The sequence below is a fragment of the Agarivorans sp. D1326 genome, from assembly GCF_056958115.1.
The window spans coordinates 406,086-427,794 of record NZ_JBTWEN010000004.1 but is presented as its reverse complement, the minus strand read 5'-3'; the positions used below and the strand labels follow the sequence as shown (position 1 = coordinate 427,794).

19 protein-coding genes are annotated in these 21,709 nt (G+C 43.9%); 9 read left to right on the top strand and 10 right to left on the bottom strand.

The window, feature by feature from the left end:
• Positions 1 to 3: 3 nt before the first annotated feature.
• The 3 genes from prsR to ACYFDN_RS10660 all read left to right on the top strand — a co-directional run bounded on the left by prsR (position 4) and on the right by ACYFDN_RS10660 (position 4,553).
• Positions 4 to 1,350 (top strand): PEP-CTERM-box response regulator transcription factor, encoded by a 1,347-nt coding sequence (gene prsR, locus ACYFDN_RS10670; protein WP_016403557.1) that lies wholly within the window; start codon positions 4 to 6, stop codon positions 1,348 to 1,350.
• A 60-nt stretch (positions 1,351 to 1,410) separates the two neighbouring features.
• Positions 1,411 to 1,857: an acyl-CoA thioesterase gene (locus tag ACYFDN_RS10665; protein ID WP_152785912.1), complete on the top strand. Its 447-nt coding sequence runs from the start codon at positions 1,411 to 1,413 to the stop codon at positions 1,855 to 1,857.
• Positions 1,858 to 2,171: 314 nt separating this feature from the next.
• A complete protein-coding gene (locus ACYFDN_RS10660) occupies positions 2,172 to 4,553 on the top strand; it encodes a DUF4955 domain-containing protein (protein ID WP_483511063.1) in 2,382 nt (793 codons plus the stop codon).
• Positions 4,554 to 4,607: 54 nt separating this feature from the next.
• On the opposite strand, the gene ACYFDN_RS10655 is transcribed toward ACYFDN_RS10660, so the two are convergent.
• From ACYFDN_RS10655 to ACYFDN_RS10635, 5 genes are all read right to left on the bottom strand, one after another.
• Complete coding sequence (locus ACYFDN_RS10655; protein WP_016403559.1) at positions 4,608 to 6,005, bottom strand: TRAP transporter large permease; 1,398 nt, start codon at positions 6,003 to 6,005, stop codon at positions 4,608 to 4,610.
• Between the two features lie 24 nt (positions 6,006 to 6,029).
• Positions 6,030 to 6,566, bottom strand: coding sequence for a TRAP transporter small permease (locus ACYFDN_RS10650; protein WP_016403560.1), 537 nt, complete (start codon positions 6,564 to 6,566; stop codon positions 6,030 to 6,032).
• Between the two features lie 69 nt (positions 6,567 to 6,635).
• Positions 6,636 to 7,616 carry a TRAP transporter substrate-binding protein gene (locus tag ACYFDN_RS10645; RefSeq protein WP_406610369.1) on the bottom strand — a complete coding sequence of 327 codons (981 nt, stop codon included), beginning with the start codon at positions 7,614 to 7,616 and terminating at the stop codon, positions 6,636 to 6,638.
• 200 nt (positions 7,617 to 7,816) lie between these two features.
• A complete protein-coding gene (locus tag ACYFDN_RS10640) occupies positions 7,817 to 9,166 on the bottom strand; it encodes a sigma-54-dependent transcriptional regulator (protein WP_338623828.1) in 1,350 nt (449 codons plus the stop codon).
• 14 nt (positions 9,167 to 9,180) lie between these two features.
• Positions 9,181 to 10,983 (bottom strand): ATP-binding protein, encoded by a 1,803-nt coding sequence (locus ACYFDN_RS10635; protein WP_483511060.1) that lies wholly within the window; start codon positions 10,981 to 10,983, stop codon positions 9,181 to 9,183.
• Positions 10,984 to 11,196: 213 nt separating this feature from the next.
• Between ACYFDN_RS10635 and ACYFDN_RS10630 the strand changes: the two genes are divergently transcribed.
• The 3 genes from ACYFDN_RS10630 to ACYFDN_RS10620 are packed head-to-tail and all read left to right on the top strand — an operon-like array spanning position 11,197 to position 15,435.
• The gene (locus ACYFDN_RS10630) at positions 11,197 to 12,987 is read left to right on the top strand and encodes an assimilatory sulfite reductase (NADPH) flavoprotein subunit (protein ID WP_472589246.1); all 1,791 of its coding nucleotides are present in this window, start codon (positions 11,197 to 11,199) and stop codon (positions 12,985 to 12,987) included.
• Positions 12,987 to 14,690: an assimilatory sulfite reductase (NADPH) hemoprotein subunit gene (gene cysI, locus ACYFDN_RS10625; protein ID WP_338623835.1), complete on the top strand. Its 1,704-nt coding sequence runs from the start codon at positions 12,987 to 12,989 to the stop codon at positions 14,688 to 14,690. The genes ACYFDN_RS10630 and cysI overlap by 1 nt, the downstream gene beginning before the upstream one ends.
• Positions 14,683 to 15,435, top strand: coding sequence for a phosphoadenylyl-sulfate reductase (locus tag ACYFDN_RS10620; RefSeq protein ID WP_483511058.1), 753 nt, complete (start codon positions 14,683 to 14,685; stop codon positions 15,433 to 15,435). The genes cysI and ACYFDN_RS10620 overlap by 8 nt, the downstream gene beginning before the upstream one ends.
• A gap of 54 nt (positions 15,436 to 15,489) precedes the next feature.
• Here the strand turns inward: ACYFDN_RS10620 and ACYFDN_RS10615 are convergent, their stop codons facing one another.
• The 4 genes from ACYFDN_RS10615 to ACYFDN_RS10600 all read right to left on the bottom strand — a co-directional run bounded on the left by ACYFDN_RS10615 (position 15,490) and on the right by ACYFDN_RS10600 (position 18,431).
• Positions 15,490 to 16,311 (bottom strand): TIGR03899 family protein, encoded by an 822-nt coding sequence (locus tag ACYFDN_RS10615; protein ID WP_016403567.1) that lies wholly within the window; start codon positions 16,309 to 16,311, stop codon positions 15,490 to 15,492.
• A 258-nt stretch (positions 16,312 to 16,569) separates the two neighbouring features.
• Positions 16,570 to 17,112: a YtfJ family protein gene (locus ACYFDN_RS10610; RefSeq protein ID WP_338623839.1), complete on the bottom strand. Its 543-nt coding sequence runs from the start codon at positions 17,110 to 17,112 to the stop codon at positions 16,570 to 16,572.
• Between the two features lie 77 nt (positions 17,113 to 17,189).
• A complete protein-coding gene (locus tag ACYFDN_RS10605) occupies positions 17,190 to 18,110 on the bottom strand; it encodes a hypothetical protein (protein ID WP_483511057.1) in 921 nt (306 codons plus the stop codon).
• 81 nt (positions 18,111 to 18,191) lie between these two features.
• Positions 18,192 to 18,431 carry a Kazal-type serine protease inhibitor family protein gene (locus tag ACYFDN_RS10600; RefSeq protein WP_152785930.1) on the bottom strand — a complete coding sequence of 80 codons (240 nt, stop codon included), beginning with the start codon at positions 18,429 to 18,431 and terminating at the stop codon, positions 18,192 to 18,194.
• A 49-nt stretch (positions 18,432 to 18,480) separates the two neighbouring features.
• Between ACYFDN_RS10600 and ACYFDN_RS10595 the strand changes: the two genes are divergently transcribed.
• Both ACYFDN_RS10595 and mpl read left to right on the top strand, forming a co-directional pair.
• Complete coding sequence (locus tag ACYFDN_RS10595) at positions 18,481 to 18,813, top strand: hypothetical protein (protein WP_051147667.1); 333 nt, start codon at positions 18,481 to 18,483, stop codon at positions 18,811 to 18,813.
• A gap of 67 nt (positions 18,814 to 18,880) precedes the next feature.
• Complete coding sequence (gene mpl, locus ACYFDN_RS10590; protein WP_483511055.1) at positions 18,881 to 20,230, top strand: UDP-N-acetylmuramate:L-alanyl-gamma-D-glutamyl-meso-diaminopimelate ligase; 1,350 nt, start codon at positions 18,881 to 18,883, stop codon at positions 20,228 to 20,230.
• 26 nt (positions 20,231 to 20,256) lie between these two features.
• Here the strand turns inward: mpl and ACYFDN_RS10585 are convergent, their stop codons facing one another.
• Positions 20,257 to 20,874 (bottom strand): TetR/AcrR family transcriptional regulator, encoded by a 618-nt coding sequence (locus ACYFDN_RS10585; RefSeq protein WP_016403573.1) that lies wholly within the window; start codon positions 20,872 to 20,874, stop codon positions 20,257 to 20,259.
• A gap of 291 nt (positions 20,875 to 21,165) precedes the next feature.
• On the opposite strand from ACYFDN_RS10585, the gene hpt reads away from it, so the two are divergent.
• Positions 21,166 to 21,696, top strand: coding sequence for a hypoxanthine phosphoribosyltransferase (gene hpt, locus ACYFDN_RS10580; protein WP_016403574.1), 531 nt, complete (start codon positions 21,166 to 21,168; stop codon positions 21,694 to 21,696).
• Positions 21,697 to 21,709: the final 13 nt, after the last annotated feature.

Sequence of the window (21,709 nt, the reverse complement as noted above, 5' to 3'; positions counted from 1 at the left end):
AACATGGAAACGTTACTGGTTGTTGAAGACGACCCAGGTATTCAAAAACAGTTAAAGTGGAGCTTTAGTGACTACGAAGTCATTATTGCTGGTGATAGAAAGGAAGCCATCACTGCTCTACGTCGTTATGAGCCTAAAGTGGTGACTTTAGATTTGGGTTTACCGCCAGATGAGGCTAATGCCAGTGAAGGCTTGGCAACGCTAAAAGAAATGCTGGAGTTAAACCCAAAGCTTAAAGTTATTGTTATTACCGGTAACGAAGATAAAGAAAATGCCCTAAGCGCTATCGCCATGGGGGCACATGACTTTTATCAAAAGCCGATTGATGATGACACCATGTCGGTAATTATCGCTAGAGCCTTCTGGGTTGCCAATATAGAGTTAGAAAACGAGACTCTGAAGGGTGCATCGTTAGATAACAACGGCTTTTTGGGGAACTCTCCGCAAGTTCAAAAAGTCTGCCGTATGGTGGAGCGCATTGCCCCTACCGAGGTAACCACACTGTTGTTAGGTGAAAGTGGTACGGGTAAAGAAGTGCTTGCTCGCGCTATTCACCAACAAAGCCCACGTAAAGATAAACCTTTTATCGCCATTAACTGTGCCTCTATTCCAGAAAACTTGCTTGAAAGCGAGCTATTTGGTTTTGAAAAAGGCGCATTTACTGGGGCACATAAAACCACCGAAGGTAAGATTGAATGTGCCAATGGCGGTACCTTATTCTTAGATGAAATCGGCGATATGCCGTATCCGTTACAAGCTAAGATTCTTCGCTTCTTGCAAGAGAAAGTGGTCGAGCGAGTAGGCGGACGTAAAGAGATCGCCGTGGATGTGAAAATTGTTTGTGCAACCCACCAAAACTTGCAAAACATGGTTGAGCAAAAAGAGTTTCGTGAAGATTTATTTTACCGAATCAGTGAGATCACCATTAATATCCCGCCGCTTCGTGACCGCGGTGAAGATGTGGTGTTGTTAGCGCGTGCTTTCTTGCAAAACTATAACAAGCAAATGCAGCGTAACATTAATAACTTTAGTGATGACGCTATTACAGCTTTAAGCAATCACCGTTGGCCAGGCAATATTCGCGAGCTGCAAAATAAGGTGAAGTCGGCAGTTATCATGGCCGACAATAAGCAGATTACTGCCGATGACTTGGCCTTGCCGATTGGCGATGAAGAGCAAGTTAAACTGGCGCTAAATCTTCGCCATGTGCGCGAAGCTGCTGAGAAGCAAGCAATTAATAAGGCCTTAGCGCTAAGCAATGGTAATATTTCTAATACCGCTGGTCTGCTTGGTGTTACTCGCCCAACCTTGTATTCTTTGCTTGATAAATACGGTTTAAAAACTGATTAAGGTCGGTTTATTTGTAAAGTGGCGAGAGCCGCTTGTTGTAGTTACTCAATTAGGCCCCACATGGACAAGTCACAAACAGAAATGAATATATTGGTCACCCCTGAGATGGCCAATTTCTCCGGTAAGATGCATGGTGGAGCCATGTTAAAAAAATTGGATGAAGTAGCTTACACCACCGCTATTCAATATTGTGGGAACTACGCAGTAACGCTATCGGTAGACCAAGTATTGTTCAAAAACCCGGTAGAGATTGGTGAGTTTGTTACTTTTTTAGCTTCGGTTAATTACACCGGCCGAACTTCAATGGAAATTGGCATTAAAGTGGTTGCTAAGAATCTTAAAGAGCAAACTGTACGCCATACTCACTCTTGCTTTTTCACTATGGTAGCGGTTGATGAGCAAGGCAACTCTGCAGAAGTGCCGCCGCTTGAACCAAGCACAGAAGTAGCCAAACGCCGATTTAATGATGCATTGCGCCGTCGTCAGCGGCGCATGGAAAAAGCGTAATTTTGTTATAAGATATTGGCTAATAAGTTTTTTATCAAAATAATCTTGTTATTTACGGGATTTGGTTAATAATGCTTCACTCGCTAGAGTGAAGCATTATTGCGGTGACATAACCAATTAGTGACGTATAAAACACATTATCAGCTTTAAGCTGAACCATAAAACATCGTTTTGCATCAGCCATTGGATGGCTTGATGTCTTATCAGGTATAGCTCTCATTTTTACTAGCGAATGACTAGCACATAATCATTTTAAACTTATGTGATCCTGGGGTGCAGGAAGCTGCCCTAAAGGATGATTTGGAGAGAATATAGTGACAAATAATTTCAACCGAAAAGCCTTTTTCGGTGCTGCGTTGTGCACGCTGCTTTCTACTCAACTTTATGCCCAAGTTGCGCCAATATGGGAAGATTACTTAGATGCAAAACAACATGCTGAGCCGCTACCCATCCCTGATTTTTCGTATGCTGGTTTTGACCGTGGTAACAGTGCAATCCCTTCGCCAAATTGGACTGTATTTAACGTTAAGGATTATGGCGCTATTCCAAACGATGGCCGAGATGACCTTAACGCAATCAAAGCTGCGATAAATGCAGCTCAAAAACAAAAAAATGGGGCGGTGGTGTATTTCCCCAAGGGTCGTTACCTATTAAGTGAAAACACTGGAGTATACAGTTCTCTGCTTAGTATTACGGCAAGTAACTTAATCCTTCGCGGGGAGGGGGATGGAGATTCAGGTACAGAGTTGTTTTTTAAGCATCACTTGGAAACCGCCACTCCTCAAAACAAATGGACTGTACCTGCAATGCTCAGCATTAATGGCAGTACTGCGAGTTATCAAGGTAAGTATGCTACTCGCATAACCGGTGACGCTGCTATTGGCGCCGATACTATTAACGTTGCCGACAGCAGCATGTTACAAGTTGGTGACCATATCTATCTTGCACTTAATGACCTTAGCGCTGTAACAAATCATGCCGTCTCACCTTACTACGTAGAAAACAACTGGACGAGCTTTAAGCAAGGGCAGTTTCGTAAGGAACTTCATCAAATTAAGTCTATTAATGGTCGAAAGCTTACGTTAGCTGAACCAATTTTAATGCCTATTGATTCTGCTTATAACTGGGAAGTGAAAACCATGCAGTTGGGTAGCCATTTTGGTATTGAAAACATGCGTTTAACTGGCACGTGGACTGAGAAATTTGTGCACCATAAAGACTACATTCATGATGGTGGTTGGAAAGCCATTAACATGGGAAAATATACTCATTCGTGGTTAAAAGATGTGCGTTTTACTAACTGGAATAGCACCTTAAATATTTCCAGCTCGATAGCGAGTAGCGTTATTAACGTCACCTTAGATGGACACCGAGGTCATAGTGGTATTCATATACAAAATAGTTATGGTGTGTTGGTTTCACATAGCCACGATAAAACTGACGGTGGAATGTTTCACGCCCAAGGGGTGAGCTCTCATTCGGCTGGCATTGTGTTTCATCGTAATTCTTGGCCTCAAGATACGTCTTTCGACGCTCATGCGAGCTTCCCTCATGCTACGCTATTTGACCGTGTAGATGGGGGCTTTAGTTATAGCAGTGGCGGTAACGGAGGCGATGCCTCGAGCCAACCTAACCATATGGAAGACCTGGTGTTTTGGAACTTTAAAGATTTAGGCAAAAAGTCTGGTGAGCCTGTGGCGTGGTGGCGAACTAACAGCATTTACACGCGGTTTCTATTGCCTAAGTTGATTGGTTGGCACGGTGCTTTACCGAGTTTTATAGACAGTGAGTTAGGGCTTAATCAAAGCTATGGTGAAAAAGTAAGCCCTGAATCACTTTATGAAGCGCAGTTACAGCATCGCCTAGGAGTTACACCCGGTTGGCTACAAGATATTAATGCCAAGTATGCAGGAATCGATACTCCTGATTTAGTGGCTGACTCATTAAACTTCGCGAGTGACATCAAAACTCTACCTAAGGCAAAAATCTATACCTTTGAGCTTGAGTATCAAGCGAGCATTAGTCGTGATGTGAGTATTGAGCTTTGGCGTAATGGCAGTTGGCTGGCAAATGCTAAGAAAACTGTGGCTGCAGGTTCGGGTAAGGTACAACTTAATCTAAGCTTTGATAGTGAGTTAGTGGCTGGAGCTGGGTATTTACTTAAATCAAGTATTCGTCCTGTAGGTACGAACTGGCAATCAAACATAGCCTTGGTTCAAAAAAACAATATTGAGGTGGTTGAACAGCCACATACGGTGTTACCCGTTAGTGGTTGGAAAAACTTAAAGATTCGCCACAGCGCTAAATGTTTAGATGTGGCGGCAGGTGCAACAAACAATGGTAGCCAGTATCATCAGTGGAGCTGTAATCAGGCTAATGTAAACCAACAATTTGCATTTGAAGATGTGGGTGCAGGTTGGTATCGAATTAGGGCAAAAGTGAGTAATAAGTGTGTTGATTTGTCTCGTGGCGAGCAAGCCGATGGCGCTATCATTCAGCAATATAGTTGTATTGACGGTAATCAAAATCAGATGTGGCAATTGATAGACAAAGGCGATGGGTGGTTTAATTTAATGTCGAAGCAAAGTCGTAAGTGTTTGGATGTTAGTGCTCGCTCTGTGGAAAATAAAGCGCTGATTCATCAGTGGCAATGTAAGGACAATGATAATCACAATCAGCAATTTACTTCTTACTAAAAGCTTGAGGTAACTCAATATAAGGGGGCTGACATAGCCAGGCCCCTTATGTTTTTAATAGCCGTTTAGTCGGTCGAAGTACTCCGGCAAAAATAGCGATATTTGCGGTATGTAAGTGATTAAGATCAGGAAGAACAATAATAAGCTTAACCAAGGTAAGCATGCCTTAATCACCCAACCCATGCTCTTTCCAGTTATCCCCGCTGTAACAAAGAGGTTTAAACCAACTGGTGGGGTAAGCATTCCTATTTCCATATTCACTACCATAATGATCCCAAGGTGAATAGGATCTATGCCCAGTTGCGTAGCAATAGGGAACAAGATGGGCGCCATGATAAGCAAAATGGCGGAAGGCTCCATAAAGTTACCGGCAATCAGCAACAAGATATTCACTACTACCAAAAATGCCCAAGGCTGAAGACCATAGGCCACAATGGATTCGGCAATCATGTGAGGAATGCGCTCGGTGGTTAATACATGCGCAAACAACATTGCATTAGCAATGATGAATAGCAGCATAATGCTCACCTTTGCCGCGTCTTTAAGCACTTGGCGAACCTCCGGATCACTAACTGACTTAAAGATACTAACCGGGAATAGCATTAAGTTACGGGCAACGGCCGAGCCGATGTTTTCGCCTTCATTCTGCCAAGCTTGGTGTTTAATTGGGCCAATATCTCGATAGCCATAAACCGACACTAAAAAGGCATAAATTGCTGCCACTGATGCAGCCTCGGTTGGGCTAGCTACGCCGCCATAAATTGAGCCAAGAACAATCACAATCAGCATCAAGCCACCTGTGGCTTTAAGTGCCGAAATCGCCCATTTTTTGCAACCCGGATAGGCTTGAGCAGGCAAGTTTTTTACTCGCGCAACGATATAAATGGCAATCATTAAAATGGTGCCCATCATGATCCCAGGAATAAACCCTGCCATAAACATACGCGAAGCCGATACTTCCGTAGCGGCGGCGTAAACTAGCATCACAATAGAAGGTGGGATCAAGATGCCAAGCGTACCGGCATTGGCAATCACGCCAGCTGCTAGTGATTCCGGGTAACCAGAGCGCACCATGCCTGCAATTACAATAGAGCCAATGGCTGCTACGGTAGCAGGGCTAGAGCCAGATACTGCCGCAAATAACATACAAGCCAATACCGAGGCCATGGCTAGGCCACCACGAATGTGCCCCACACTATCCATGGCAAAATTAATTAGCCTGCGAGCTACACCGCCTGTGGATAAAAAGGCTGATGACAAGATGAAAAAGGGGATGGCTAACAAAGTGTAGTGTTCAGAGGTGGCTTCAAATAGCTTTAAGGCCACTGAGGCTAAAGAGTCGTTAGAAAACAATAGAATGGTTGTCATGCTAGCAAAGCCAAGCGCGATGGCGATAGGCATGCCAATAATCATGCATACAAACAGTAAAATAAACAGAGTAAAAGTTGTCATGGTCAGTTCCTTTGCCGCAAGTGCTTATTGTTTTTTTAGTTCGTCGGCGAGTTGCATGCTTTCTTTGGCTTCATCGGCCAAGTGAAAGCCGTCTTGCTGGTTGGTTAGTACTTTCCAGCCCACTTCTAGGAAGCGAATGACCAACAGTACAAAGCCAATGAACAACACACTCATGGTTTTCCACTTTTCTATGGGCAGGTCTTCCATCTCAATGCCAATACGCGCTAGCTTGCTTAAGTAAACCCAAGAGCCATACATAAATAGGCAGCAATAAAACAAACATAGGCTTAGCGCTATTAAGGTAAGCCACTTGCGTTGGTTAGGCGGTAACACCTTTACAAAGGCATCTACGCCAATGTGAGCGCCTTCGCGTACGCCCCAGCTCGCGCCTAGTAGCACTAACCATGCTGAGCAATACAAGGTGACTTCTTGTACCCAATGAATGCCGGCGTTGAATACAAAACGCATGATTACTTCTACAAATACCAATAGCGTCATGGTAACCAACAATAAAGCGATGAAGTTTTCTTCAAAGCGGCGGAACCAAGCAACAAACTTCATGTGATTTCCTTATCCAAGAGCGTAAGTCAATGAATGAGCGCAGAGCGAGGGGACTCTGCGCTTCTTCACTTACTGGTTAGCAGCTACTGCAGCATCAATAATGTTTTTGCCAATTTCACTTTCGAATTGCTGCCAAACAGGTTTCATTGCTTCTACCCATTGCTGACGTTGCTCTGGGCTTAGTGAAATGATTTCTGAACGGTTTGAAGCCATGATGTTGGCCTTGTCTTTCTCGGCTTTTTGAGCCGCTATTTGATTACCGTGTGCAACTGCTTCGTCTAGAGCCGCCTTTAACTCGTTGCGTATGTCGTCCGGTAGCTCATGCCAAAATTCGGCTGAAGTAACAATTAGGTAGTCCAATACACCGTGGTTTGACTCGGTAATGCTGGCTTGTACTTCAAAGAATTTTTTAGAATAAATATTGGACCAGGTGTTTTCTTGGCCATCAATGGCGCGGGTTTGTAGTAGGGTAAAAACCTCTGAAAAGGGCTTTTTAAGTGGCACTGCATCAACGGCTTCAAACTGAGCGGCTAATACATCGGAAGACATAATGCGGAACTTTTTGCCTTTTGCATCGGCAGGGGTGTAAAGCGGCTCGTTAGCCGATAGCTGTTTCATGCCATTGTGTAAGTAACCTAGCCCTACTAAGCCTTTACTTTCAAGTGAAGACAATAATTCTTGTCCGGCACTACTGGCTTGGAAGCGCTCAACGGCCGCCATATCTTGGAAAAGGAAGGGAAGGTCGAATACTTGTAATTTTTTAGTGTATTTTTTGAATTTAGATAGCGAAGGTGAGATCAGCTCAACATCGCCCAGTAGCAGGGCCTCTAGCTCTTTCCCGTCTCCGTATAGCTGAGAGTTTGGATAAACCTTAACTTCTACTTTTCCGGGTAAGCGTTGGTCGACGAGTTCTTTAAATTTTAAAGCCATTTGGCCTTTAGGAGTATTTTCTGCAACAACATGTGAGAATTTCAGCTCGATGGGGGCGGCATTTACAGCGCTGGCAAATGCAATGCTTAAAGCGGTGAGCGTACTTGCTAATAGCTTCATTTTATTCTTCCTTGTGTAGGGTTGGTTGTTTACAACGCTACACCTTAGAGCAAGCAGTAAGCCAAGTTTTCAGGTTGGCTCTAAGTGGTTGAATAAATGGGCTTAGTTGATTTCTTCTTAATCGGTAAATCTATCTTCAGCTAAAGTTATGGGGGGATTCGCCCCCATCCAATAATGGAAAATGGGTCGGTTTCACCCCATTACTCGGGTTCGACTTGTTTGTAGTCGCCCTTGTCTAATTGATACTTTTTCATCTTTTCGTAAAGGGTTTTTCGGCCGATTTGTAGCTCTTCCTGCACGGTCTTTAAATGGCCTTTATGGCGCTGTAGTGCATCTTGCAGCAAGGTGCGTTCAAAACGATAAAGCTGTTCCATTAAACTCAGTGACTGCTGGTGGTTTTGACTCTCGCTAAATGCCGCATCTTCGCCCATTAATACCCAACGCTCAGCTAGATTACGCAACTCTCGAACATTGCCGGGCCAGTCATGATTAACTAATTCGGCTAAGCGTGACGGCGAGACTTCGGGGCTATTTAACTGATAGCGAGCAGCAGCTACCCGCAGAAAGTTTTCCAATAGTAATGGAATGTCTTCAGCACGTTCACGCAAAGCGGGTATGTGCACCTCAACAACGTTTAAGCGATAGTACAAATCGCTGCGAAACTCACCTTGCTCGCCCAGATCTTTTAAATCACTTTTGGTGGCGGCAATAACGCGAATATTAAGTGCAGTGGCTTGGTTACTGCCTAATGGCTCTACGCTGCGCTCTTCCAGCACCCTTAGCAGCTTAATCTGCAGCGCCATTGGCATGCTCTCTATCTCGTCGAGAAATAGGGTGCCGTGATTGGCAAAGGCAATTTTGCCAATGCGTTTTTTTTGTGCTCCAGTAAATGCGCCGGCTTCGTGGCCAAATAACTCGCTCTCAATCATTGTTTCTGGCACTGCACCACAGTTGATTGCCACAAAAGGCTGTTTGGCGCGCACGCTATGGTCATGTAAAAAGCGCGCAACCAGTTCTTTGCCGGTGCCTGTTTCACCATGAATCAATACATCTGCAGGGGTATCTTTAATATGACTAAGAATTTTGCGCATGCGGGTGATTGCGGGCGTTGAGCCAAGTATTCTTGGTCCTGGCCCACTTTGAGCGTCCAACTCCGCTTTTAACTCGCGGTTTTCTAAGGTGAGTCGGCGCTTTTCTATAGCTCGTTGCAGAACATCTAATAAGTGGCTGGTGGAAAAAGGCTTCTCTAAGAAATCATAAGCACCATCGCGTATCGCCTTAATGGCCATAGATATATCACCATGGCCGGTAAGCAGAATAATCGGTAAATCGGCATCAATTTGATGGGCTTGTTGCATCATCTCTAAGCCGCTTAAACCTGGCATATTGATGTCTGAAATGATCACGCCTGGCCAGGTAGGTTTAATTTGCCGTAATGCCTGTTCGGCATTTTCAAAGCGCAGACATTCGTAGTCTTCTAACTCTAAAGTTTGTCCCAGAGAGCGCAAAATATCGGGATCGTCATCAATGATTATTACCGGTGTATACACAGTTACCTCTAGTGTTAGCTATTAGCAGGTGGGGTGTGAGTGCGTAAACGAATAACAAACTCAGGGCCAATATCCGCTAAGTTACTCACGCTCAATTCGCCTTCAAAAGACTCGATTAAACGTTTAGATATTGCCATGCCTAAACCCAAGCCTTGTTTTTTGGTAGTGAAAAAGGGCTCAAATATACGTTGCTGCTGTTCCTCGCTCAACATCGGCCCGTTATCCCAAATAGCAATGCACTGCCAGTTGTCTTGCTGATATTGTCTAATGCCTAGTAGGGGAGATTGAATACCTTCTAGGGCGTCAATGGCATTGTTAATAAGGTTTATCAGTACTTGCTCTAGTTGAATGGCGTCGGCTTTTACCCATTGCTCATCTTGGCCGCTAAATTCAATTTTAATGTTATTTGCGACAATTCGGTTGGCGAGAATAGATAGGGCAGCGTTAATCGAAACAGCGCTAGATACCGCACTGGTTTGTCCGCTGGATTTCCTCGAGAAAATCTTAAATTTAGCAATCATTTTACTCATCATAGAGGTGAGTTTAATGATGTCTTGTAGGTTGTGAGTCACTTGCTCATGTTGCTGTTTTTGTTGGAAGCGAAGGGCGTTTTCGGCATAGCTTTGCATGGCCGTTAAAGGTTGGTTTAGTTCGTGATTAATCCCCGCAGAGAGCTCACCTAGGGTGGCAAGTTTAGCGGCTTGCACCAGTTCATCTTCAGTTTTTTTAAGGGTATTGGCGGTACGGCGATAGTCATCAATGGCTTGCTGTAATTGTTGATTGCTTTGAGTAAGCTCGGCGGTGCGTTGCGTAACTCTTTCTTCTAATTGATGGTTGGCCTGGGCTTGCATTGCACGGCTTAGTTGTAGCTGTCGCCAATATAAATAAAGCAATACCAAGCCAAGATAAAATAGCGAACTTAAAAAAAGCGCCTCAGCTATATCGCCTATATAACCACTGTCTTTAGATAAAGCATATAAACGCCAACCGGCGGTGGGCAATACTCGGTTGGTGCTAATGTAGTCTACTCGTTGGCCACCATAATTGGGCAAATTAATACTGTTTGGGCGTAAGTCTTGCGCCATATTTTTTAGCTGGTGTTCGCCATATTGACGAGAGTTAATTAGCTGCTGACGCAACGATTCTGGCAAAGCTTTAATGCTGCGGTAAAGCCAGTGAGCTTGCGAGGCGTAAAAAACCACACCGTGTTTGTCGGTAAGTAGGTACTCAAAGTTAGGGTCTCGCCAGCTCTTATCAATAATGTTTAGCGCGACTTTTACCACTATTACCCCAACTACCCGTTGTTGTACTTTTACCGGAGCAGAAAAATAATAGCCACGAATGCCTGAGCGAGAACCCAAGGCAAAGTATTGCCCATATTTACCTAAGATAGCGGTTTGGAAATAGGGACGGTAGCTATAGTTACTTCCCACAAACGAGCGGGCACTTTGCCAATTACTCGAGGCCAAGGTGGTGCCGCTAGGGTCGAGTAAGTAGGTAACATCACTGCCTTGTAGATCGTTTACATGTTGCAGGTAGAGGTTAAGAGCGTGACGACGCTGGCTGGTAACATTAAGACTAAGTGGCTCGGACAGTTGCTGCTGAATCGCCAACACTTTGGGGAAGTTGCGAAATCTATCCAGCTCATGCTGAATACTGCGTTGTAAACGTTGGCTTTCTTCAAGGAGTTGGCTTTGCTGTTGCTGCTTAGCTTGGTATTGCGCAGTGACACCCGCCAGCAATGATAGTAGCAACCAGGCTAGCACCAGCAGCAGCTTTTGCCTTAAGGGAATGTTGTTTTTTGAACGCTGTTCCATCGCGAACCAATTTACCAAGGGAATAAAATAAGCTTATATAACAATTGCCGATATTGCTGGTTGTTCAGTCACATAGTGCAAATTGTGAACGAAATGCTCGCTGCTAAGTGACCATATATTACCTACGGTTATAAAAAATCCCGTTTTATTCTTTATTGTCTTAGGTCGTGCTTGGGTAGACTAGCTGCAATTGTGAATCTAGGGTGCGATAAAATGCTGTTAAAGGAACTTTCGTCATTGGCTAGTCCATTGTCTGAGCAACAGGTTAGCCTGCTGCAACAGGCTACGGCTGAGCTGTCGGTAACTCAACTCGCCTGGGTAAGTGGTTACCTAGCGGGCGTAGGACAAAACGCGGGTCAATTGGCACCGCTTGCGCAAGCACAACCTGCAGGCAAACTAACTATTCTTTATGCTTCTCAAACGGGTAATGCCAAAGGTGTTGCCGAAGAGTTGCATGCTGCTGCTCAAGCTCAAGACATTAATGCCGAAGTTGTTAATGTGGCTGATTACAAAGCAAAAAGCTTGAAGAATGAAACCCACCTGTTAATTGTTGCCAGTACAAATGGTGAAGGCGAGCCACCCGATGATGCTATCGAGTTCCACGAGTTTTTAGCCTCTAAAAAAGCACCGAAGCTGGATAACTTAAAATACAGTGTATTGGCTTTAGGCGATTCAAGTTATGAATTTTTCTGCCAAACCGGTAAAGATTTTGATGAACGTTTAGCGGCTTTAGGCGCAGAGCGTGTATGTGAGCGTGTTGATTGTGATGTTGATTATGACAAGGACGCTGCAAGCTGGACTGAGCAAGCATTAGCCGAAGTTAAGCAAACCTTAAGCGCAGAAGCGACTGGCTCGGTGGTTAGCTTGCCGGTAAACGCTCCAGCAGCTAGTCAATACAACAAAAAGAACCCTTATGCTGCTGAGCTGAGCTTAAGCCAGAAGATCACTGGCCGTGATTCAGCGAAAGATGTTCGCCATGTTGAAATCGATTTAGCTGATTCAGGCATTCAATACCAAGCCGGTGATGCCTTAGGTGTATGGTTTGAAAATGACCGTGAGTTGGTGGCTAAAATTATCGCGCGTTTAGGTTTAAAAGAAGACCAAACCGTTAGTATTGACGAGCAAGAGTTTAGCTTAGCCGACGCACTAACTGAAAAGTTAGAAATTACTCAAACTAGTGGCGCGTTTGTTGAAGCTTGGGCTAACTGGTCTGCTAGCAAAAAACTACAAACTGTGGTTGCCGATAAAGACAAACTGCGAGAGTACGCCGCTAATCATCAAGTGATTGATGTATTGCTAGAGAAAAAAGCCAAAGTGGCAGCACAAGATTTTGTTGATGCTTTGCGTAAAATTACTCCGCGACTTTACTCTATTGCCTCTGCACAAGCAGAAGTAGAAGAAGAGGTTCATTTAACGGTTGGTGTAGTGAGCTACCAACAGGGTGATGAACAGCGCTTGGGTGGTGCCTCTGGTTTCTTAGGTGCTCGTGCTGAAGAAGGCGCCCAAGTTAAAGTATTTGTTGAACATAACGACAACTTCCGCTTGCCAAGCAACCCTGATACGCCAGTAATTATGGTTGGTCCAGGTACGGGTATCGCACCATTCCGCGCATTTATGCAACAGCGTGATGCCAGCGATGCTGAAGGTAAAAACTGGTTGTTCTTTGGTGATCAAACCTTTACTCAAGACTTCTTGTATCAAACCGAATGGCAAGGCTACTTGAAATCAGGCTTGCTAAGTAAGCTAGACGTAGCATTCTCGCGTGACCAAGCGGAGAAAATCTATGTACAAGATCGCTTAAGAGAAAATGCTGAAGAAGTTTTCCAATGGTTAGAAGAAGGCGCCCACCTATACATTTGTGGTGACGCAAACCGCATGGCGAAAGATGTTCACCAAGCCCTTATCGATATTATTGCTGAGCAAGGCAAACAAAGCCCTGAACAAGCAGAAGAGTATTTAAAACAGTTACGCAGCGCTAAGCGTTACCAGAAGGATGTTTACTAATGAGTTCGGATCTAATTGTTGAAGGCAAGTTGTCAGATAATGAGCGCCTAAAGCGAGAGAGTAACTTCCTGCGTGGCACTATTGAAGCTGACCTAAGTGATCGAATCACTGGTGGATTTACAGCAGATAACTTTCAGTTAATTCGTTTCCACGGTATGTACCAGCAAGATGACCGTGATATTCGTGCAGAGCGAACCAAGCAAAAGCTAGAGCCGCTGCACAATGTAATGTTACGAGCGCGTATGCCTGGTGGGATTATTCAGCCTAAGCAGTGGTTGGCCATTGATAAGTTTGCTACCGACCACACTATGTATGGCAGTATTCGTTTAACCACGCGTCAAACTTTTCAGTTTCACGGGGTGTTAAAACCAAACATTAAATTAATGCACCAAACGCTTAACAGTATTGGCATTGACTCTATTGCAACCGCTGGTGATGTTAACCGAAACGTATTATGTACCAGTAATCCAGTTGAATCTGAACTGCACCAAGAAGCTTACGAGTGGGCGACCAAAATCAGTGAACACCTATTACCTAAAACTCGCGCCTACGCCGAGATTTGGTTAGATGGTGAAAAGGTTGAAGGTGGCGAAGAAGAGCCAATTTTGGGATCTAATTATTTACCTCGTAAGTTTAAAACGACGGTAGTGATCCCACCTCACAATGATATAGACGTGCATGCTAACGACCTTAACTTTGTAGCGATTGCTGATAACGGCAAGCTAGTCGGTTTTAACGTATTGGTAGGCGGCGGCCTTGCGATGACTCACGGTGATAAGTCTACTTACCCGCGTCGCGCCGATGACTTTGGTTTTGTTCCTCTTGATAAAACCTTAGATGTAGCTGCGGCAGTAGTAACTACGCAGCGCGACTGGGGTAACCGAGTTAATCGTAAAAATGCTAAAACCAAATACACGCTCGACCGTGTGGGTAGCGATACCTTTAAGCAAGAAGTTGAAAAGCGCGCTGGCATTAGTTTCGAAGCAAGTCGCCCCTACGAGTTTACCTCTCGCGGTGACCGTATTGGCTGGGTAGAAGGCATTGACGGTAAATACCACTTAACGGTATTTATTGAAAACGGCCGCTTGCTAGATTACCCAGAAAAGGCCTTGAAAACCGGCGTTGCCAAAATTGCTGAAATTCACAAAGGTGATTTCCGCATGACCGCTAACCAAAACTTAGTTATTGCGGGGGTAGCGGCTAAAGACAAAGCCAAAATAGAAAAGCTTGCACGTGAACATGGCTTAATTGATGATAGTCACAGTTCGCAGCGTCTAAATTCTATGGCTTGTGTTGCGTTCCCAACGTGCCCATTAGCCATGGCTGAAGCCGAGCGTTACTTGCCTGGTTTGGTTGACGATGTAGAGCAATTGCTGGCTAAGCACGCAATGAACGATGAGCACATTATTTTACGAGTAACTGGCTGTCCTAACGGTTGTGGACGCGCAATGCTTGCCGAAGCAGGCTTGGTGGGCAAAGGACCAGGTAAGTACAACTTATATCTAGGTGGTAACCAAAGCGGAACACGTATTCCAAAACTCTATTTAGAGGGCATTGGTGAGCAAGAAATCTTGTCTGAATTAGACGGTTTAATTGCTCGCTGGGCTAAAGAGCGTGAGCAAGATGAAGCTTTTGGTGACTTTGTAATTCGTGCTGGAATTGTCGCTGAAGTAAAAGTAAGCGTTAGGGATTTTCATGACTAACTTAGATTTGGAGCAACTGGCTGTACTCCCTGTTGAGGCCCGTGTTGCTGAGTTATCTGAAGTAAATAAAGAACTTGAAGGCATGAGTGCACAACAGCGTGCGGCTTGGGCCCTAGAGAACTTGCCCCAGCAAGTGGTATTAACCTCTAGCTTTGGCATTCAAGCTGCGGTTAGTTTGCACCTGTTGACGCAAATTAAGCCCGATATTCCGGTGATACTTACCGATACAGGCTACTTGTTTCCTGAAACATATCGCTTTATTGATGAGCTAACTGAACGCTTAAACCTGAACTTACAGGTATATAAGTCGAAGCAGTCTAACGCATGGCAAGAAGCGCGTTTTGGTAAGCTTTGGGAGCAAGGTGTTGAAGGCTTAAAGCAATACAACACCTTGAATAAAGTTGAGCCTATGCAGCGCGCTTTTAAAGAGCTAGAAGTTAAGAGCTGGTTCTCAGGTTTGCGTCGCAGTCAGTCGTCTTCTCGTTCAGACTTACCTGTGCTGCAAATTCAAAATGGTGCTTTCAAGATATTACCCATTATCGATTGGAGTAATAAAGATGTGCACTATTACTTAAAAGATCACAACTTGCCTTATCACCCTTTGTGGGAACAAGGCTATGTGTCGGTTGGGGATGTGCAAACCTCACAACCCTTGCAAGCTGGGATGAGTGAAGAAGATACTCGCTTCTTCGGCTTGAAGCGAGAATGTGGCTTACACGAAGAAGTAGCTGGCAGCGGTATTTAGATTTGTCAGAGTTAAACCAAAACGCGGCTTTAGCCGCGTTTTTTGTTTTAATGCTTAGTGAAGCTCAAAATAGTTATGTAACAGTTGTTCTAAATGCTCTTGATAAGAAGCTATAGGCTGAGTGGTAATCAGCTTAGCTAGCTCATCACCAATGGGAGTGAAGCGATGGTAAAGCAGCCTGGCGCCTTTATAGCGAGGCTTTAAGGCATAGTGTGCTTGCCCATGTATCAATGGTGTGTCGTGATGTGATGAAGGGCGGATCTCGAGTTCCTTATCGAAAATTAACCCTAAGTCAGTTAACTGCAAAACATGGTGATAAGGCATGCGATGCTGTCCTAAGCTAATTTTGTCTAATTTGGCTCTTACCAAACCTAAATTACTAGCTGGCCTTGCAACGCCGGTTAAGATCTTGTTGTTAGTTTCTCCACCTACACTAGAGCTTAATTCACAGGCGGTTTGAAACCACATTGCTTCACGTTGCGTCATTAGTTTTAAGGTGCGCAGCGCTTTAACCGAAAAGCTACCAGGAGTAGCAAGCTCTTGGCTTAGAATATCGGCCCACAACATTTGCATTGATTTAACTTGGGTATTGCTAGCTAAGTGCAAAAACTCGGTCAACCAATCGGCGTCAGGTTCACTGCCTACGTCTTGTTCACTGGTTTTTTGTGCGGCAAAGTAGAAAATACTTTCTAGGTTTTTTTGTTGCGTAGCTAGTTCAACGGTAGTCCTAACCTTAGCGCGTTGTGACCAGGTAGAAGCAGCCTTTTCCTTATGTAATAGGGCATCTAAACCGCGCTGCTTAGCTATTTTGGCTAATTGCAGTTTACTGTTCTCAACTTGGCTGTTTTTGTTCTCGATGATCGGCTTATCTGACATGAATTACTCCTCGCTGCCTCATTTTTACTGAGGATTCACCGATAAAGCAAGTTTGCAATCATTGTTAAAAGTGTTAAATTTAGGTTAACTGGTGATAAGGGAGGTGGTTGTGTTAAAAAACCTTACCGTATGGACTAAACGACATAAAGTTCTAACTGTTTTAATGAGTGCCTACGTTGTTAGCTTGTTGGTGTTAATGACGATGTTTGAATAGGCGTAATTAAGTTTACGCCTATCAACTTTTCACTGTTGCTTAAGTTAGATATTCGCCTCAATCAAACCAATAACCTGATCGATTTCTTGTTGATTTAACTCTCCATCCTTAGCAAATAAAACGGTGCCGCTGGCATCAAGTAGAATAATGGCCGAAGACTTTGCTTTTAGCTGCCATAGCTTAAACAGCTCTCCTTTTTTATCTAGTACGAAGCTTGCTTTTGGAAAGGTTTTTTTGTTTTTCTTTAGTTTCCCTTTTACAAAACCAGAAGTGCCAAAGATGGCGTCATCTAGGTTTACTATGGTTACTGTTTGGTAAACATCATCGCCAAATTTGGCTTGCTTTACGGCTTCGATCATTGGTGCATTGAGTTCTTTAGCACTCGTTCGTCCGGCCATTGCTTGAATAAGCATCACCTTGCCGTTAAGTTGTTGAGTACTCCAAGCGCTATAACTGATATCGTCACCAGCAAGCTGTAGTTCCCCTGCGTTATCAATATCAATGCTAGGTAGGTTGCCGCCAGTATTTACGTTAAGTGCCATCGCCCATGCTGGTAGTAGGCTTAAAAGTAGTAATAGATGCTTCACGTGGTAATCCTTTATGCTTGGCTGAGTTAATCAGGTCAGACCTGCGTGAAACATTTATAACAAAAAATCAACAAATCTTAATAGAGGGCATCGCTAATCAATTGTACTTCTGCGAGCAACATCTCTTTTATGAGCTCTGACGAACCTGAAACAAGGGTATGAGCACTATCTCCAATGATTATTGTAGGTCCTTCGATACCGCTGCTGGCATCAATGGTTAACCAAGCGGGTGAAGCACTTCCAACGCTGTCTGCCGGATATACCATATACAAAGGATAGTTGGGTGCCAGTTCACTTAATACTAGCGCGAGCAATAAGGCGCGCTCATCGCTATCGGCTCGGTTGTCTTTTAATACATCTACCGGAGAAGTAAAGCTGTAATTGTTCTCCTGTTTGCTGGGTATAGTAAGTAACCAAGCTTGAGCTTCTGCAAGTGATCTATTCAAATCTCCTTGCTGGGTGAAGTGCTCAATAATTGGACTTACGCGGTCGCGATTTTGGTAAAACAGCTGTGAGTAATTAGGGCGAACGCACGGGTACTGCGCCCCTTGTGGATGTAAGCACGGCAGTAACCCTAGGTGACGAAATGCATCGTGAGTATATTGTTCATAGGCATCCCACAGCATTTTTGAAGAGGGGCTGTCACTGTCACTACGCAGTGCTTGAAGGATGTCATCTAAACGGGTTTCGGGGTCGTCGACATACTGATTAATCATTGCAACAGCATGTTCTAAGCGTGGGCTTAAATAAGCGCTAATTGCCTGCGATGGGTAAGTTAGGCTGTAACTTAACCGAAAGGTTTCTACCTCAGACTGATGAATTAAATCTTCAGAAAATTGAAGTTTTAGCTGCTGATATTGACCTTGGGTATCAGACCATTGCCATTCGCCATAGAATGTATTGTCATCAAGTTGTTCATTGGCAGCAATGCTAAGAGACTGATTACTAAAAAGTAAGCTGCTTAAACAAAGCAAGCCCAGTGCAGCAGTTCGACTCATAATCGCCTCTCAGTGCTAATTAGCTATACCTTAAGTAAATAGCACTGATTGGCGAGTTTGCTAAACTTTGTTAATTATTTGTTACTTTGGGCAGGCGCCTTTTTGATAAGTATTTATCTCAGGATCGCCACAGGCAGAACAGGCATTACCGTACTCTTTCAACTCACCATTTACTTCGCCACATACTGGGTCATATTCCATAGTACAAATCTGTGGGCGAGGTTCTTCACAGCTACCATCAACCTTGAGCATTGACTCTGGAGTTTGGCTACAGGCCATTAAAATAAGAGTAAAAAATGCGATAACAACGTGCTTAATCATGAGCAATAACCTAAACTTTTAAAGGCTTTAGATTGTAGATGATAAACTTATGATGCGTCGACTGAAATACGCTTTTATTACTATGTTTCTGCTGGCTTTTTCTGCCACTGCTGGCCCTATTATTGTGCAAAAAAGCTCAGACCCAAATAAGGTTGATGCCTTTGAGCTACAAAAAGAGCTGCTAGAGCAACATTTATGGCAAGAGCAGTTGCGCAATCAAGCTCAGCTGCAATGGTTAAGAGAGCTGCCCATTGGTTGTGTTTTTAACGCAACAGGCGACTATCAATGTGGTTTAAATTGGTATCGACCATACCGCTACCAGCAACAGCAGTTATATATCCAAATTCCTGATCCAGAAACAACCCGCAGAAATACACATTAGCTTCAATAATTTGTGGCGTTAAGTGCTATTCTAGGCGCTGGTTTTTGCTTTCAAACATATTGTATTTATGCATATTCATATTTTAGGTATTTGTGGCACCTTTATGGGTGGTTTGGCGATGCTTGCACGTGAGTCAGGAATGCGTGTAACGGGCAGTGATTTAAACGTATATCCACCCATGAGCACGCAATTGGAGTCCTTAGGTATAGAGCTTATTCAGGGTTATGATCCTGTCCAATTAGAGCCTGCTCCTGATCTAGTGGTAGTAGGGAATGCCATGAGTCGGGGCAACCCTTGTGTTGAATATGTTTTAGACAAAGGCCTCAAATATTGCTCCGGTCCAGAGTGGCTTAAACAGTATATTTTACCCGAAAAGTGGGTATTGGCAGTGGCAGGCACGCACGGTAAAACGACTACAGCAAGTATGCTAGCGTGGATTTTGGAAGACAACGATATGGCGCCCGGTTACCTTATCGGTGGCGTTCCGCGTAACTTTTCAGGGTCTGCTCGATTAGGTGATACGCCATTTTTTGTGGTGGAAGCAGACGAGTATGACAGTGCATTTTTTGATAAACGCTCCAAGTTTGTTCATTATCAACCGCGCACTTTGGTGTTAAACAACTTAGAGTTTGACCATGCTGATATATTTGACGACCTAGCTGCAATTCAAAAACAGTTTCATCACTTAATGAGAATAGTTCCAGCTTCTGGCCGAGTTATCGCACCAAAAAATAATGAAGCAATTCAGCAGGTTATTAAGCAAGGATGTTGGTCTGATCTGGAGCAAACTGGAGACGGTGAAGCGTGGCAGTGGCACGCTAATAAAAGTGATTGTAGCGAGCTGGATATAGTATTAAATGGTCAATCCCAAGGTATTTTAAGTTGGGATTTAATTGGACAGCACAATGCTGAGAACGCCTTAATGGCAATAGCCGCAGCCCGTCATGTTGGGGTTTTGCCTAGCCTTGCCATTGATAGCTTACAAAAATTCTTACCACCTAAACGACGCCTCGAATTGTTAGCTGAGCGAAATGGTATTCGTTTGTTTGATGACTTTGCCCATCATCCAAGTGCAATTAGTAGCACTTTAGCTGGTTTACGTGCCCAAGTAGGAAAGCAGCGAATTATTGCAATTTTAGAGGCGCGCTCTAACACCATGAAAATGGGCGTGCATCAAGAACGTTTAGCCGAGAGTTTACAAGTGGCCGACGTGGTATTTTTGTATCAGCCAGATCAAAGCAATCAATACATTGCTAATACAGCAGCCAAGCTTAAGCTGGCGAAGGTCGCTAGCAGTATTGCCGAGATAGTTGAGCAAGTAGCTGAAATGATGGCCGAAGGTGATCAGATTTTGGTAATGAGCAATGGCGGGTTTGAAGGTATACACACTAAGCTTAGTGCGTTAATCAAGCATTAAAAAAGGGCCCTTAGGGCCCTTACTACTTACTTACCCGGTGGGCGCAGTAGTGACAATACAAAGTCATTCAAGAAATCTACAACTTCTTGGCGCTCTGGGCTGTCTGGTCGATTAATCATTTGTACTGCTAGGTACAATCCTGCGTTAATCGCTTGAGCAGCTTGTAAAGCATTTAGCGCGCTACTGATTTCTTTGCTATCGAAGCCCGATTGAATGCTCTCGCCAATTTGTTGGTTGATTTTAGCCATTACAGCGCTAAAGCGTGGCCATACGTCTTCACGTACTGAAGAGCTCCACTCTAGCCAAATGTGAGTCACATCTGAGTTGCTGTAAGCCAGTTCTACCAAAGCTGACAAATGATGCTGGATAGCAGTAATCGCATTTTCATCAGTTGGGTAAGTTTGCTCAACCAAACCTAACATAGTTTGCTCTACCTCAGATAGAACAGCATCCACTAGGTCTTCACGGGTATTAAAGTAGTTAAAAACAGTTGCTACCGATACGTTTGCTAGTTCAGCGATTTCGGCGTGACCTGCACGACCAATACCGCGACGGGCAAAAATTTCAACAGCGCATTGCATGAGCTGTTTACGGCGAACTTCTGGTGACAGCCGGGTACGGCGTCTTAAGGTGCTAGTTTGCATAGTTTGTTCTCGCGTTTGTTATTTCAATTATTATTTTTTATGAGGCATTTCTTGTTTACCATTTCAGATAAAAATCATCTAAAATGTGTCGTTCAGTGAAAAAGAACCGACGACATGCGAATGCCTTTCAATTAAATCATAGTGTATTTACAAGCTAATTAATAGCTATTGATATAAACAACTAATGATTTGTTTGTTAATTTATTGATAATTCGTATATTTGTTTTTCTTTTTTCATTCATGCTAGATAAGTTTTTGCTGAGATACTCAGCCAATTGATAGGTCGACATTATGAAACATCGCGTAGAAGAAATGATCAGCGAGCAGGAAATTGCTCAACGAGTAGCAGAAATTGGTAAGGAGATTGAACAAAAGTTCTCATCTGACCGTAAATTGGTACTGGTTGGCTTATTACGTGGCTCTTGTATTTTTCTGTCTGATTTGGCGCGTAAAATTGATCGTAGCTTAACGCTCGATTTCATGACGGTATCAAGCTACGGCAGTAGCATGGTAAGTACCCGAGACGTTCGTGTACTAAAAGATTTAGATGATGATATTAAAGGCTGCGACGTGATCATCGTAGAAGATATTATCGATACCGGTAATACCTTAAGCAAAGTGAGAGAAATGCTGTCCTTGCGTGAGCCAAACAGCGTATCTATTTGTACTTTGCTAGATAAGCCTTCGCGCCGAGAAGTTGAAGTACCTGTTGATTGGGCTGGATTCACTATTCCTGACGAATTTGTGATTGGCTATGGCCTTGATTTTGACCAGTACTACCGCAATCTACCCTATGTGGGCAAAGTGATACCGCTAGACTAAGTGGTTAATCATT

Excerpts from the sequence above, each read along its gene's own strand:
- prsR (WP_016403557.1), top strand. The coding sequence starts at position 4 with ATGGAAACGTTACTGGTTGTTGAAGACGACCCAGGTATTCAAAAACAG.
- ACYFDN_RS10665 (WP_152785912.1), top strand. The coding sequence starts at position 1,411 with ATGGACAAGTCACAAACAGAAATGAATATATTGGTCACCCCTGAGATG.
- ACYFDN_RS10655 (WP_016403559.1), bottom strand. The coding sequence starts at position 6,005 with ATGACAACTTTTACTCTGTTTATTTTACTGTTTGTATGCATGATTATT.
- ACYFDN_RS10650 (WP_016403560.1), bottom strand. The coding sequence starts at position 6,566 with ATGAAGTTTGTTGCTTGGTTCCGCCGCTTTGAAGAAAACTTCATCGCT.
- ACYFDN_RS10645 (WP_406610369.1), bottom strand. The coding sequence starts at position 7,616 with ATGAAGCTATTAGCAAGTACGCTCACCGCTTTAAGCATTGCATTTGCC.
- ACYFDN_RS10635 (WP_483511060.1), bottom strand. The coding sequence starts at position 10,983 with ATGGAACAGCGTTCAAAAAACAACATTCCCTTAAGGCAAAAGCTGCTG.
- ACYFDN_RS10630 (WP_472589246.1), top strand. The coding sequence starts at position 11,197 with ATGCTGTTAAAGGAACTTTCGTCATTGGCTAGTCCATTGTCTGAGCAA.
- cysI (WP_338623835.1), top strand. The coding sequence starts at position 12,987 with ATGAGTTCGGATCTAATTGTTGAAGGCAAGTTGTCAGATAATGAGCGC.
- ACYFDN_RS10620 (WP_483511058.1), top strand. The coding sequence starts at position 14,683 with ATGACTAACTTAGATTTGGAGCAACTGGCTGTACTCCCTGTTGAGGCC.
- ACYFDN_RS10615 (WP_016403567.1), bottom strand. The coding sequence starts at position 16,311 with ATGTCAGATAAGCCGATCATCGAGAACAAAAACAGCCAAGTTGAGAAC.
- ACYFDN_RS10605 (WP_483511057.1), bottom strand. The coding sequence starts at position 18,110 with ATGAGTCGAACTGCTGCACTGGGCTTGCTTTGTTTAAGCAGCTTACTT.
- ACYFDN_RS10600 (WP_152785930.1), bottom strand. The coding sequence starts at position 18,431 with ATGATTAAGCACGTTGTTATCGCATTTTTTACTCTTATTTTAATGGCC.
- ACYFDN_RS10595 (WP_051147667.1), top strand. The coding sequence starts at position 18,481 with ATGATGCGTCGACTGAAATACGCTTTTATTACTATGTTTCTGCTGGCT.
- mpl (WP_483511055.1), top strand. The coding sequence starts at position 18,881 with ATGCATATTCATATTTTAGGTATTTGTGGCACCTTTATGGGTGGTTTG.
- ACYFDN_RS10585 (WP_016403573.1), bottom strand. The coding sequence starts at position 20,874 with ATGCAAACTAGCACCTTAAGACGCCGTACCCGGCTGTCACCAGAAGTT.
- hpt (WP_016403574.1), top strand. The coding sequence starts at position 21,166 with ATGAAACATCGCGTAGAAGAAATGATCAGCGAGCAGGAAATTGCTCAA.